Source organism: Pigmentiphaga litoralis (genome assembly GCF_013408655.1).
GTDB lineage: Bacteria > Pseudomonadota > Gammaproteobacteria > Burkholderiales > Burkholderiaceae_B > Pigmentiphaga > Pigmentiphaga litoralis_A.
This window is the reverse complement of sequence record NZ_JACCBP010000001.1, coordinates 1,504,399-1,517,647: the sequence shown is the minus strand read 5'-3', so window position 1 is coordinate 1,517,647 and position 13,249 is coordinate 1,504,399. Positions and strand designations below refer to the sequence as shown.

Below are 13,249 nucleotides of genomic sequence, written 5' to 3'. Positions count from 1 at the left end.
CGGCGTGCGTGGTTCAGCCAGCCTTCGCTTATAACGCAATGATCGTTGACCTGACGGACATCCGCAATGTCTTTGCGGACTTCAGGGTCTGCCCTGCGCCAGGCTGCGTCACGTGTCCCCGAAGGGTGAGGGATAGCGCCCGTCCACGTTGCTAATTCTGGTAAGTAATCATGTACGTACCCCGTCTGCCATCCCGTTCCGAAACCCTGGTCGTACGCGGTGTCCCGCACCATTTGCGGCACTGGGGCAAGCCCGGTGCGCCCCTGCTGCTGGCCTTGCATGGGTGGATGGATGTTGCCGCCTCTTTCCAATTCGTTGCCGACCATCTGGCCGACCGCTGGCATATCGTTGCGCCGGACTGGCGGGGCTTCGGCCTGACCGGGCCCACCGGCGTCGATTGTTATGAATTCAGCGATTACCTGGGCGACCTGGACGCGCTGCTGCGGCACCTGTCGCCCGATGCGCCGGTGCCCCTGGTCGGGCACAGCATGGGCGGCAATATCGCCATGCTATACGCAGGCGTGCGGCCGGAGCGGATCAGCGCCGTGGTCAACCTGGAAGGCCTGGGCTTGCCTGGCACCCAGGCCCAGGACGTTCCCGCACGGCTGGCATCCTGGCTGGACCAGCTGGTGGAAGGCGCAAAGCTGCAGGATTACGCCAGTGCGGACGCCGTGGCCGAACGGCTGCGCAAGACCAATCCAAGGCTGACGCCCGATCGCGCGGCGTTCCTGGCGCATCACTGGGCCAAAGAAGTGAATGGGCGGTGGGTGCTGCTGGCCGACCCGGCGCACAAGATCCTGAACCGCGTCGCCTACCGGGTGGACGAGGTCCAGGCCTGCTGGCGCGCGAGCCAGGCGCCGGTGCTGTGGGTCGAAGCCGACGACAGCGATATCCTGCGGCGTATGACGGCCTTGCCGGACTATCGGTCCCGGCTGGAAGCCGTGCGCCACTTGCGCCAGGCCACGGTGGCCAACGCCAGTCACATGCTGCATCACGACCAGCCCGAGGCGGTGGCGCAACTGGTAGCAGAATTCCTGGACCTGAATAGCCGCTGACAGCAGGGCGGACTTACAATTGACGTATGGCCCCCCAGCAAAACTTCGATCTGCACTGCCATTCCCGTGTATCGGACGGCATGTTGTCGCCCCAGGACCTGGTGGCGCGCGCCCATGCGAATGGTGTGGACGTGCTGGCGCTGACCGATCATGACGAGATTGCTGGCCTGGCGGACGCTGCCGCCGCTGCGGCTGACCTTGGGATCGGGTTCGTGCCCGGGGTTGAAATCTCGGTGACCTGGGCGAACGAAACGGTACACATCGTCGGTTTGCAGGTGGACCCGACCAACCCGGTGTTGGATGCCGGGCTGCGCGCCACACGTTCGGGGCGGGAACGTCGAGGCCGCGAAATGGCCGACCAACTGGCGGCCGTGGGCATACCGGGCGCATTCGAAGGCGCGTTGAGCCATGCCGGCAACCCCGACCTGATCGGTCGCACCCACTTTGCGCGCTACATCGTGGAGCAGGGCGTGTGCCAGGACGTGCGCGAGGTGTTCCAGCGGTTCCTGATCGACGGCAAGCCCGGCTACGCGCCCATGCGCTGGGCGTCGCTGGCCGACGCGGTCAGCTGGATCCGCGGCGCGGGCGGCATGGCGGTCATTGCCCATCCGGGCCGCTACGATTACACGCCCGTGCAGTTCCACGCCTTGTTTGAAGAGTTCCTGGGGCTGGGCGGCGTTGGCATCGAAGTGATCACCGGCAGCCACACCCCGGACCAATACCGCGAATACGCCCAGGTGGCCACGTCCTACGGCTTCCTGGCGTCGCGCGGGTCGGACTTTCATGGTCCGACCGAAAGCCGGGTGGACCTCGGCAGCCTGCCGCCGCTGCCGGACACCCTGAAGCCGGTCTGGCACGACTGGGCCTGATGGGGGCCTGATGCGGGCTGATGTGGGCCTGATGCGGGACGCGTTCGGGTTCCGTCATGGAACGGTCACATCCTTGTCATAGACTTCGCCGACATTTCTCCGTCAGGCGACCGCGTCTTCCATGCTCACCGTTGCAGAACTCCTATCCGGCCTCGGGCTCCTGTTCATCGGCCTGCGCCTGATTGGACAGCATCTGCGACAGGCCATGGGCCACCGCGTGCGGTCCGCGCTGCGTATGGCGACGGCATCACGGTGGAGCGGCCTGTTGGCCGGGGTGCTTGCCGGGGCCATCACCCAGTCGAGCAATGCGGTCACGCTGATCACCGCCAACCTGGTTCACGGCCGCGTGCTGTCGGTCAACCAGGCCGCCCCCGTCGTGGCCGGGGCCAATGCCGGCACGGCGCTGCTGGTGTTCCTGGCCACGCTGGATATCCGCCTGGTCGTGCTGTACCTGGTGGCGGCGGCGGGCCTGTCGATTCACTTCAAGCTGGATACCCACGCGCTGCGCCGCGACTGGATCTGGGCCGGATTGGGGCTGGCGCTGCTGTTCATGGGCCTGGACCTGATCAAGCACGCGCCCGACGCGTTGACGCTGGACGACTGGCGCACCCTGCTGGGCAACGGGCTGTCGTCACCGATCGCGCTGGTGATCGGGATCGTGATTGCGCTGATCACCCAGTCGGCGTCCACCGCCACCATCCTGGCAGTGGCCTCGTTGCATACCGGCTTCATGACGTTTGACGCGGCGTTCTGGATCATGACCGGCGCCAACCTGGGCAGCGGGGCGGCGGTGCTGGTGTCGGGCAGCGGACTCAAGGGGAGCGGGCGGCAGCTGTGTCTGGTCCACGTCATGGTCAAGACCGGCGGTTCTATCCTGGTGGCCGCCGTCTGGCTGGCCCTGTCGGCCCGGTCGGCAACGGGCGTCACCGTTGCCCCGGAACATGCGTCATCGCTGCTGGCCGTGCTGTTCCTGGCCATGCAGTGCGTCGGGGCATTGCCGGTCACGCTGTGGCGCGATGCCGCGATCCGGGTGACGGCGCGCCTGACGCCTGCCGATCCGGTCGAACAGGCCAGCCAGCCGCATTTCATTTATTACCGTGCCGCCGAAGATCCGATCAACGCCCTGGAGCTGGCGCGTCTGGAGGCGGAACGGCTGACGGCGGCATTGCCCGATCTGTTGCCCGATCTGGATCAGGAAGGCGCGCAGACGAACGTGCAGACCGCCGGAGCTGCCGCCGCGCGACGGCATCTGCTGGCAGGCCACCGCAACGTCGCCGCACAAACGTCCGCCTTTCTGTTGACCGTGGTGAGCCAGGGGCTGGCCCGCGAGGACCTGACACGTGCTGCGCAAGAGCAATCCAATCTGGACAGCCTGCAGGCGCTGCAGGACACCCTGGCCGAGTTCGGGGGCATCGTCGACGCGTGGGGACAGGAGCGGCCGCAGTTGCTGTTCAATCTCTGCGAGGCCCTGCGCACGCAGGTCGGCCTGCTGGCTGACACGGTTCGCGTCGACGTCCGCGTGGATGCGATGCCGCCGATCGCGGCCGTCCCGCCGGGTGACCGGACCCAGTCGGGCCACGCATCAGATCCCGTCGATACGCACGACCTGGACACCCTGATCCAGCTGACCGGCGACCGCGGCGCCTTGTTCGAGCGCCTGCGCCGGCAGGTCATGGCGTCGGACGCGCACGACGACGCCGAGGCGCAGGAACTGCTGATGGCGACACGGCTGTTCGAGCGCGCGGTATGGCTGGTGCGCCGGATTGCCATCGCCCGCCGCGAAGCCCTGGACGGTGTCGTGGCGCAGGCAGTTGACGCCGTGGACCGGCCTGTGGAGCCGCAAGGCGCGTGAGTGGGACGGTCCGTGCTAGCCTCTCGGTTTGGGCGTTCCTGAACGCTCGTCCCCTGCAGGTCCGCAAGTCCTATGAATAAAGCGTTTGTCAAAGAATCCGATGCCGACGAAGACGACGAGCTGCCCGAAGCCGTTGCCTTGCCCGCCGGTGTCCGAAACTACATCACCCCGGAAGGCTATGCGCGGCTGCGCGACGAACTGACTCACCTGATGACGGTGGATCGGCCATCGGTGGTGCAGATCGTGTCCTGGGCGGCGTCCAACGGCGACCGGTCCGAAAACGGCGACTACCTGTATGGCAAGAAACGGCTGCGCGAGATCGACCGGCGCATGCGTTTCCTGACCAAACGGCTGGATATTGCCGAGGTTGTCGACAGCGCTTCGCAGCCCAACCGGGATCACGTGTTTTTTGGCGCCACCGTCACGTATGCGGACAAGGAAGGCGAGACCCACACCGTCACCATCGTGGGCGTGGATGAAGCGGAACCCTTGCAGGGCAAGATCAGCTGGATTTCGCCGGTGGCCCGCGCGCTGACCAAGGCCAAGATCGGCGACACGGTCGTGCTGCGCACGCCTGCCGGGATCGACGAACTGGATATCCTGGAAGTCAGCTATCCGGAGCCAGTGGCCGACGCCAGCTGAGCGTGGGGCTGGCCGGGGCCGATACCAACTGGTGCGTGGCCGGCGGCATCACTCAAGCCGCATCACTCAAGCAGCATCACTCCACCATGAAAAAGGCTGCGTACGGTCAACCCGTCACGCAGCCTTTTTCACTTGCGACCGAGCGATTTCCGGTCAGCCCTTGATCCGGATGATCCGCTGGACTTGCGGAACGCGCCGCAGATAACGGATCACCTGCGCCAGGTGCTGGCGGCTTTCGACCTGCACGGTAAAGTGCACGGCCACCGTGCTGGACGCTTCGTCCTGCATCGACACGTGGGTGATGTTGGCGTCGGCCGCCGAGATCTCGGCTGCGACCCGTCCCAACACCCCGCGTTCCTGCCGCAACACCACGTCGATACGCGCCGTGAAGTGCTTGGACGTCTGGTCGTCCCAGGCCACGTCCAGCCAGCGTTCCGGCTCGCGTGCGCGCTGGCGGCGGGCGTTGGGGCAGTCTTCGGTGTGCACGACCAGGCCGTGGCCCAGACGCACATACGCGACGATGGAATCGCCCGGGATCGGCGTGCAGCACGGCGCCAGTTGCACCGCCAGCCCTTCATTGCCCTGGATGCGGATGGGCGTGGCGGCCGGGTCGGTCGCTTCGTCCACCTGGGCGGCGGACGTGGCGATCGGATCGCCTTCAGGCATGAAGCGGCGAGCCACCACGGCAGCCAGACGTTTGCCCAGGCCGATGTCGGCCAGGATCTCGTCCCGGGACCGGGCGCCGCTACCCCGGGCCAGCTTGTCCCACACCGGGTCGGTTGGCTCGGGCATCGGCAGGCCGATGGACTTGAGCGCCGACGCCAGCAGGCGTTCGCCAAAGGCGGCGGATTCTTCGTACTTGACCGTGCGAAGGTAGTGGCGGATTTCGGAACGGGCCTTGCCGGTCCGCACGAAATTGAGCCACTGTGCGTTGGGCCGCGACGATTCGGAAGTGACGATCTCGACCGCGTCGCCGCTTTTCAATTCCGTGCGCAGCGGCACGAACTCGCCATTCACCTTGGCGGCCACCGTCTGGTTGCCGACGTCGGTGTGGATCAGGTAGGAAAAGTCGATGGGCGTCGCGCCGCGGGGCAGCGAAATGATCTTGCCGCGCGGGGTGAACACATACACCGCGTCGGGGAACAGGTCGACCTTGACGTGTTCGAGGAATTCGCTGCTGTCGCCGGTCTGCCGCTGGATGTCCAGTAGCGACTGCAGCCACTGGTGGGTGCGCTTTTGCAGGTCGTTCAGGCTGACGTCGCTGGACTTGTACAGCCAGTGCGCCGCCACGCCGCTTTCGGCCACCTGATTCATGTCGCGCGTGCGCACCTGGAATTCCACCGGCGTGCCGTACGGGCCGACCACGGTCGTGTGCAGGGACTGATAGCCGTTCACTTTCGGAATGGCGATGTAGTCCTTGAACTTGCCGGGCACCGGGCGGAACAGCTGGTGCAGCGTGCCCAGCGTCAGATAGCACTCGGGTTGGGAATTGACCACCACCCGGAAGCCATAGATGTCGAGCACTTCGGAAAACGACTTTTTCTGTTCGGTCATCTTGTTGTAGATGCCGAACAGGTTCTTTTCGCGGCCCAGCACGTCGGCTTCGATGCCGGCGGCGGGCAGGGCGGCGCGAACCGTTTCCTGGATCTTGCTGACCAGCTCGCGGCGATTGCCCCGGGCCGACAGCACCGCGCGTTGCAGCACTTCGTAGCGATGCGGATAGATCGCCTGGAAGCACAGTTCCTGCAGCTCGCGGTAAATGATGTTCAGGCCGAGGCGGTGCGCGATCGGCGAATAGATGTCCAGCGTTTCGCGAGCCACCCGGCGGCGCTTTTCGGGCGCCACGGCGCCCAGCGTACGCATGTTGTGCAGGCGGTCGGCCAGCTTGATCAGGATCACCCGGACGTCGCGCGCCATGGCCAGCAGCATCTTGCGGAAGCTTTCCGCCTGCTGCTCGGCCTTGCTGGCAAACTCCAGCCGGTCCAGCTTGGACAGGCCGTCAACCAGATCGGCAACGTCCATCCCGAAGCGTTCGATCAGTTCCTGCTTCTTGACCCCCTGGTCTTCCATCACATCGTGCAACAACGCGGCCATGAGCGCGTCGGCATCGAGCTTCCAGCCCGCGCAAATCTCGGTCACCGCGATCGGGTGCGAGATATAGGCTTCGCCGCTCGCGCGGAACTGGCCCAAGTGCGATTCGTCGGAAAAACGATAGGCGTCGCGGACGCGGCGAACGTCTTCCGGACTCAGGTACAGCGAGATGGTTTCGGTAAGGGGAGCCAGCGATACCCCGGCGGCGGGGGCATGGTACGAAGCAGGCGTGGCGGAAGGCGCGAGCGGCGAGTGGCCGTTCGAAGCGGGGGAAACTGCAGACGAGGGCTCGGGCGTGGACCCTGAACGTGAGGAAGTGACAGTAAATCCCATAGTCGTCGCAAGAAAGTCAGCAGGGGCGGTGACGACCGACCCTGCCCAGTGCGATACCCAACCGGACACCTTGTGGGCGCACTGGAAATTGGCATCGTCCGATCGGGTGGAAACTGTCGCCCGGGGCGTCTTGCGACGAAGGCGCCCCGGGTTCCACCACGCGGACTGGATACAGGCTGACTACTTAGGTGGGGACCTTCTTGAGCATTTCCAGACCGGTCTGGCCGGCGGCGATTTCACGCAGCGCGGTCACGGTTGGCTTGTCCTTGGTGTCGAGCTTGGCCGCATGGCCCTGCGCGAGTTGACGTGCACGATAGGTGGCGACCAGGGTCAATTTGAACCGGTTCGGAATTTGTTTCAAGCAGTCTTCGACCGTAATACGTGCCATGAGGGTCCCAGAGAAAGTCAGTGCAGATAGTGCATGAGCGCTGGCTAGCGCGGCGCGGCTAGACGGGCGCCGGAGTGTGCGGAATGCCGAGCTCGGAAAACAGCTGGGCGTGGCGCGCCGCCTGAGAACGAAAACGCAGCCGGGCGGCGGAAACGATGGTGTTCAGTTCCGCCAGGGCTGCGTTAAAGTCTTGATTAATAATAACATATTCGGACTCGGGGGCGTGCGCGAACTCGCCGCCGGCCGCCAGCAGGCGCCGTGCGATCACCTGGGGGGCATCCTGGCCACGGTTGTGCAGCCGGGCTTCCAGCGCCTCGATTGATGGCGGCAGGATGAAAATGCCGATCGCTTCGGGGTACTTGGACCGCACCTGGCGGGCGCCCTGCCAGTCGATCTCCAGCAGCACGTCCTGGCCCGCCTCGGTCTGGCGCATGATCCAGTCACGCGGGGTGCCATAGAAGTTGCCATGCACTTCGGCCCATTCCAGCAGGTCGTCTTCGCGCTGCATCTTTTCGAACGCAGCCACGGAAACGAAGTGGTATTCCTTCCCGTCGGTTTCTTTGGGGCGGGGCGCCCGGGTCGTGCAGGAAATGGACAACCGGATCTCGGGGCTGCGTTCAAGCAGCGCGTTGACCAGGCTGGACTTGCCTGCGCCGCTTGGGGCGACGACCATGAATACGTTTCCGGCTCTTAGGGGCATGACAGCAGCTGGCAAAGGCGTAAGGATACCAAACTGGCCAGGGCCAGATGACTACGGCGCGACCTTCATCTGTTCGTTGCGACTGCGCAGGGTCGTGATCAGCCCGTCGATCCCGCTTTGCGCCACCACGGGCGAAAACTGATTCCGGTAGTTTTCGATGAACCAGACGCCCAGCACATTCAGGTCATAGATCTTCCAGCCCTGCGGCGTCTTTTCCATGCGGTAGTCCACCGGCACGGCGTCGCGATCTTCATCGCTGACCAGCGTCCGCACCACCACGTCGGTCGCGGCGGCATCGGCGCGGAAAGGGCGCATTTCGACCTTGGCCTGCGGCGAGATGCTCGACACCGCGCCGCTGTACGTGCGCACCAGCATGTTGCGGAATTCCTTGACCAGTTGCTGCTGCTGGTCCGGCGTAGCCTGGCGCCAGTAGCGGCCCACGGCCAGGCGGGTGGTCTTCTCGAAATCCACGTACGGCAGGATCAGTTCGTCGACGGCCTGGTTCACTTTCGCTGGCGAACCCGACTTCAATTCGTTGTCGGACCGGATGCGGGCCAGCACGTTGGTCGCGGCCTTTTCGATGATCGCGGCAGGCGGTTCCATGGGGTCCGGGGCCTGGGCGTGGACCAGGGGCGTGACGGCAAAGGCGGCCACGCCCAGCACCAGCGTCGCCACGCAGCGTCGCGCAAAGGCTGCGGGCGAGGGCACGCGTGCGGCGGTGATCGGGGTCGTTGAGGGGTACATGGTCGAAACTCCAGACAAGACAAAAGGTGCGCAGATGGCCTTTTTCACTCTACGCGAACTTGCTGCCCTTGGGGATCGGCGCACTGTAAGCATCGGCAATCCGGCTGTTGCTCTCGACATCGGGGCGCGACAGTTCGCCCGACATTTCCGCACGCACCCGGGGCAGGCCTTCGGGGTACTGCGCCGCCACAAAGCTCAGCATGGCTTCCCGTATCTGGCAACGCAGCTCGAACGCAGTTCCCGAATCGATCGCGCTGACCAGCAGACGGATCTGCATCGCGCGGTCGGTCGTGTCGACCACGTGCATCACGCACACGCGTTTGTCCCACAATTCATTGGCTTGGCAGACGCGTTCGAATTCGGCACGCACCTTGTCCAGCGGCACACTGAAATCCAGCCACAGGAAGACGGTGCCCAGGATGGTGGACGAGGTGTGCGTCCAGTTTTCGAACGGGTTTTCGATGAACCATTGCAGCGGGACGATCAGCCGGCGTTCGTCCCAGATGCGCACCACCACGAACGCACCGGTGATCTCTTCGACCCGGCCCCATTCGCCCTGGACGATCAGCACATCGTCGATGCGGATGGGTTGGGTAAAGGCGATCTGCAGGCCGGCAATGAAGTTGCCGAGCACGGGGCGTGCGGCAATACCGGCAACCAGGCCTGCCACACCGGCTGACGCCAGCAGACTGGCGCCGAACTGGCGGGCGCCGGGCAGAGTCAGCAAGACGAACGACAGGCCCAGCAGCGCAATGATGAAATGCGCGCTGCGCGTCAAGACACGCGTTTGCGTCAGGATGCGCCGGGCCTTCAGGTTGTCGACCACGTCATACGGATTCAGGCTGACGACGGTGGCGCTGATCGCATGCACGCATCGGTGCACCAGCCAGGTCATGGCCAGGATCAGCGCCACGGACACCACGTAGGATGCGCCCACCAGGAAGGGAAAGGTCTCGGGCGTGCCACTGAGCACCATGCGGACCGCGAACAGCATCAGCACGACCTGGCTGGCGCGGTACGCATACTGTGTCATGGCGGTGGTGAAGGGCTTGCGGCGAGCCAGGCGGCGCAGCACGGCAATTAGCGTGCGGTGGATCAGGAACGCCGCGATCAGCGCCACGACGATGGCCGCACCGAACAGCAGCCAGGGGCGAGCCAGGGCCAAGACGTTGTCGGGAAGGATCGCGTCCATGTCACCTCTCTGGGTACGGTTGAGAAGTGATTCATCCTAACAAGCAAGCCCGCCCCAGGGCACGGACTCAAGTTTTTCCATTTGTGTGCAGTGCAGCATGAGCCGGCATGCTGGGATGGATGCCGGAACCTATCGGCGGGCTACAGTATCGAACCTTCTTTGCTCACTTTCCAAGGTGCTTGCCCATGACGACTTCCCCTGCCCGAACCGCCCCCGCCAAGCGTTACGACGTCAGGGATTTCTTTCGCAAGCCCGAACGGTCGCAATACCGCATTTCGCCCGACGGCAAGCATCTGGCCTTCCTGGCGCCGCATGCCGGACGCCAGAATGTGTTCGTGCAGCCGCTGGCTGCCGATGGCACGCTGTCGGGTGAACCGCGGGCCCTGACGTCCGAAACCGCGCGCGACGTGGGCGGCTATTTCTGGAAGGGCAGCGAGCATGTGCTGTACGTCAAGGACTTCGGCGGCGACGAGAACTTCCATGTGCTGTCGGTGCCGATCGCGGGCGGGGCAGCGCCTCGCGACCTGACTCCGTTTGAAGGCGTGCGGGCGCAACTGGTGGACGACCTGGAAGATGACGACGCGCATCTGCTGCTGTCGCACAACCACCGGGACAGCCAGGTATTCGACGTGTTCCGTGTCGACGTCGCGACGGGCGAGGCCGAGCTGGTGGCGGCCAACCCGGGCAACATCACCGGCTGGGGGACCGATCACGACGGCAAGCTGCGCCTGGCGATCACTACCGATGGCGTCAACAACACGCTGCTGTACCGCGACCAGGAAACCGACGAGTTCAAGGCGCTGCTGACCACCGACTTCAAGGAGTCGGTGTCGCCGCTGTTCTTTACGTTCGACAATCGCCGGCTGTACGTGTCGTCCAACCGGGGGCGCGACAAGGCGGCCATCTTTGAATTCGATCCGCAAACGGCGCAAGAAGGCGCGCTGCTGTTTGAGCACCCCGATGTGGATGTGTCGGGGCTGGCCTATTCCCATCGCCGCAAGGTGCTGACCGAGATCCACTACACGACGTGGAAGAGCGAGCACAAGGTGCTGGACCCGGTATTGGCCGCGGTCTACGACGATCTGGCGCAGCAGTTGCCGGGGTATGAAATCGCCCTGCAGAGCGCCACCCGCGACGAGACCCGCTTTATCGTTGCGACCTACAACGATCGGACGCAGGGAGCGCGCTACCTGTACGACAGCGAGTCGCGCAAGCTGACCCTGCTGAGCGTGATCCAGCCGCACCTCGCCGAAGACGACATGGCGGTCATGAAGCCCATCGAATTCGCGGCGCGCGATGGCCTGACCATCCGAGGCTACCTGACCCTGCCGGTGGGTGTGCCGACCGAGAATCTGCCGGTGATCGTGAATCCGCACGGCGGGCCATGGGCGCGCGACGTGTGGGGCTTCAACCCGGAAATCCAGTTCCTGGCCAATCGGGGCTACGCCGTTCTGCAGATCAATTTCCGTGGATCGACCGGCTTTGGCCGCGCGTTCTGGGAAGCGTCGTTCAAGCAGTGGGGCAAGACCATGCAGCACGACATTACCGACGGCGTGCACTGGCTGGTGAAGTCGGGCGTGGCGGATCCCAAGCGGGTCGCCATCTATGGCGCAAGTTATGGCGGCTATGCGACCCTGGCCGGCATTGCGTTCACGCCGGATCTGTACGCTGCGGCGGTCGACTATGTTGGCGTGGCCAACCTGTTCACCTTCATGAACACCATTCCGCCTTACTGGAAGCCTTTCCTGGACTCCATGCACGAGATGGTCGGCCATCCGGAAAAGGACGAGGCGTTGCTCCGCGAAGGGTCACCCGTGTTCTTTGTGGACAAGATCACGACGCCGCTGTTCGTGGCCCAGGGCGCGCAGGATCCGCGCGTCAACAAGGATGAAAGCGATCAGATCGTGGCGGCGCTGCGGGGCAGGGGCGTCGAGGTGGAATACATGGTGAAGGACAACGAAGGCCATGGCTTCCACAACGAAGAGAACCAGTTCGAGTTCTACACGGCCATGGAAGCGTTTCTGGCGAAGCACCTGGATCCGCAGGCCGGCTGATCCCGCTTTGGGCAGCGGGGCGTGATGGATCCGGGTCGATCCATCACTGCCGCCGGAACCACAGCACCGACAGTCCAGCCGCCAGCACGGTCAGCAGGGCGGCCATGGCGGCAAATAGCGCGCTGATTTCGGTCTCGCGCTTTTCCATCGAAAACTTCAGGTTCAGGCCTTCGTAGATCTTGCGCAGGTCTGCCGCGGAACTGGCCTGGAAATATTCACCGCCGGTCATCTGTGCGACCGCTTTCAAGGTGGGTTCGTCCAGCCGCGCATAGAAGGACCAGCCTTCATCGCCAATCATGGCGCCCTGGTTCGTGCCGAAGCCGACGGTATAGACCCGCACGCCGCGTTCGGCCGCCATCTTGGCGGCGTCCAGGGGATCCGGCCCGGTCGTGCGGCGGCCGTCGCTCAGAAGGATGATTGCGCCCCCCGTATACGACGCCGGCATGACCGGCGCACGCTTTTGCACGGGCGCTTCGGGCTTTGCGCCAGCAGGGGGCAGGGCGCGCGAGCCATACCGGGAATTGCTGCGGAAGACTTCGGATTCCAGATCGATCCCGTCTTGCGGGAACAGCATGGCCAGCGCCAGGATCAGGCCGCTGCCCGTGGCCGTGCCACGCTGAAGCTGGAAGCGTTCAATGGCCGCGATCATGTCGGGCCGGCTTTCGGTCGGGGTCTGCACCACGGCAGCCGTGCCGGCGAACGACACGATACCCAGCCGCACGCTGGAGGGAAGCTCGTCAATAAATTGTTTGGCGGCCCCTTGCGCGGCGAACATCCGGGTCGGCTCGACGTCGCTGGCCTGCATGCTGCGCGACACATCCATCGCCAGCACCAGGGTCAGGTATTCCGCCGGGAGCACGACCGTGGCGCTGGGCCGGGCCGCGGCGAACAGCGCTGAAATCATCGCTAACAAAAAAAGCAGGGGAGGAATGTGCCGGCGGAAGCGCTGCGCAGGCCCGAGTGCGTCCCGGACGAGCAGCATGCTGGAGTAACGGAGCACCGCTTTTTTTCGCCGCCGCAGCACGGCGATATAGGCCGCGACCAAGAGGGGAACGAGGAGCAATGACCAGAGCAGGTCAGGCCATAAAAACCGCATGGATGCTCCTTGTTCGTCGGGCTGCAAGACGGAGGAAATCGTCAGCCCCAGTATGCACATGAACCCTGTCGCTGGTAAAGACGGATGTACCAAATCCGGAGTGAAAGTGTTAACTTGGTTCCTGCCAGGCCGATGCGAATCTTGAGGGTCAGAGGATGAAGCGAGCACCACTCTACAGCAGCACGAGTCGGCCGACATCGGCCCCGAGTGCGCAGGCCATGCCCTCGGCAGCG

Annotated in this window: 11 protein-coding genes; 5 read left to right on the top strand and 6 right to left on the bottom strand. The window is 64.6% G+C overall.

The genetic code is table 11. The annotated features are described in order from the left end of the window. Positions 1-170: 170 nt before the first annotated feature. From HD883_RS06685 to greB, 4 genes are all read left to right on the top strand, one after another. Positions 171-1,055, top strand: a complete 885-nt coding sequence (locus HD883_RS06685; protein WP_179587096.1) for an alpha/beta fold hydrolase — start codon at positions 171-173, stop codon at positions 1,053-1,055. Positions 1,056-1,081: 26 nt separating this feature from the next. Then, complete coding sequence (locus HD883_RS06680) at positions 1,082-1,924, top strand: 3',5'-nucleoside bisphosphate phosphatase (RefSeq protein WP_179587098.1); 843 nt, start codon at positions 1,082-1,084, stop codon at positions 1,922-1,924. A gap of 121 nt (positions 1,925-2,045) precedes the next feature. Next, a complete protein-coding gene (locus HD883_RS06675) occupies positions 2,046-3,776 on the top strand; it encodes a Na/Pi symporter (RefSeq protein ID WP_179587100.1) in 1,731 nt (576 codons plus the stop codon). Between the two features lie 72 nt (positions 3,777-3,848). Next, the gene (gene greB / locus HD883_RS06670; protein ID WP_179587102.1) at positions 3,849-4,418 is read left to right on the top strand and encodes a transcription elongation factor GreB; all 570 of its coding nucleotides are present in this window, start codon (positions 3,849-3,851) and stop codon (positions 4,416-4,418) included. Between the two features lie 153 nt (positions 4,419-4,571). Here greB and HD883_RS06665 read toward each other — a convergent pair whose 3' ends face one another. From HD883_RS06665 to HD883_RS06645, 5 genes are all read right to left on the bottom strand, one after another. Then, entirely contained in the window at positions 4,572-6,842 is a 2,271-nt protein-coding gene (locus HD883_RS06665) for a RelA/SpoT family protein (protein WP_179587104.1), read from the bottom strand. Between the two features lie 184 nt (positions 6,843-7,026). Then, on the bottom strand, positions 7,027-7,230 hold the full coding sequence (rpoZ, locus tag HD883_RS06660; protein WP_179587106.1) for a DNA-directed RNA polymerase subunit omega: 204 nt from the start codon (positions 7,228-7,230) through the stop codon (positions 7,027-7,029). 58 nt (positions 7,231-7,288) lie between these two features. Next, entirely contained in the window at positions 7,289-7,930 is a 642-nt protein-coding gene (gene gmk, locus HD883_RS06655; protein WP_179587108.1) for a guanylate kinase, read from the bottom strand. Between the two features lie 51 nt (positions 7,931-7,981). Beyond that, positions 7,982-8,674: an MlaC/ttg2D family ABC transporter substrate-binding protein gene (locus HD883_RS06650; protein WP_179587110.1), complete on the bottom strand. Its 693-nt coding sequence runs from the start codon at positions 8,672-8,674 to the stop codon at positions 7,982-7,984. A gap of 49 nt (positions 8,675-8,723) precedes the next feature. Then, the gene (locus HD883_RS06645; protein WP_179587112.1) at positions 8,724-9,866 is read right to left on the bottom strand and encodes a mechanosensitive ion channel family protein; all 1,143 of its coding nucleotides are present in this window, start codon (positions 9,864-9,866) and stop codon (positions 8,724-8,726) included. Positions 9,867-10,051: 185 nt separating this feature from the next. On the opposite strand from HD883_RS06645, the gene HD883_RS06640 reads away from it, so the two are divergent. Further along, positions 10,052-11,920, top strand: a complete 1,869-nt coding sequence (locus tag HD883_RS06640; protein WP_179587114.1) for an alpha/beta hydrolase family protein — start codon at positions 10,052-10,054, stop codon at positions 11,918-11,920. A gap of 43 nt (positions 11,921-11,963) precedes the next feature. Here the strand turns inward: HD883_RS06640 and HD883_RS06635 are convergent, their stop codons facing one another. Continuing rightward, complete coding sequence (locus HD883_RS06635; protein WP_179587116.1) at positions 11,964-13,016, bottom strand: VWA domain-containing protein; 1,053 nt, start codon at positions 13,014-13,016, stop codon at positions 11,964-11,966. Positions 13,017-13,249: the final 233 nt, after the last annotated feature.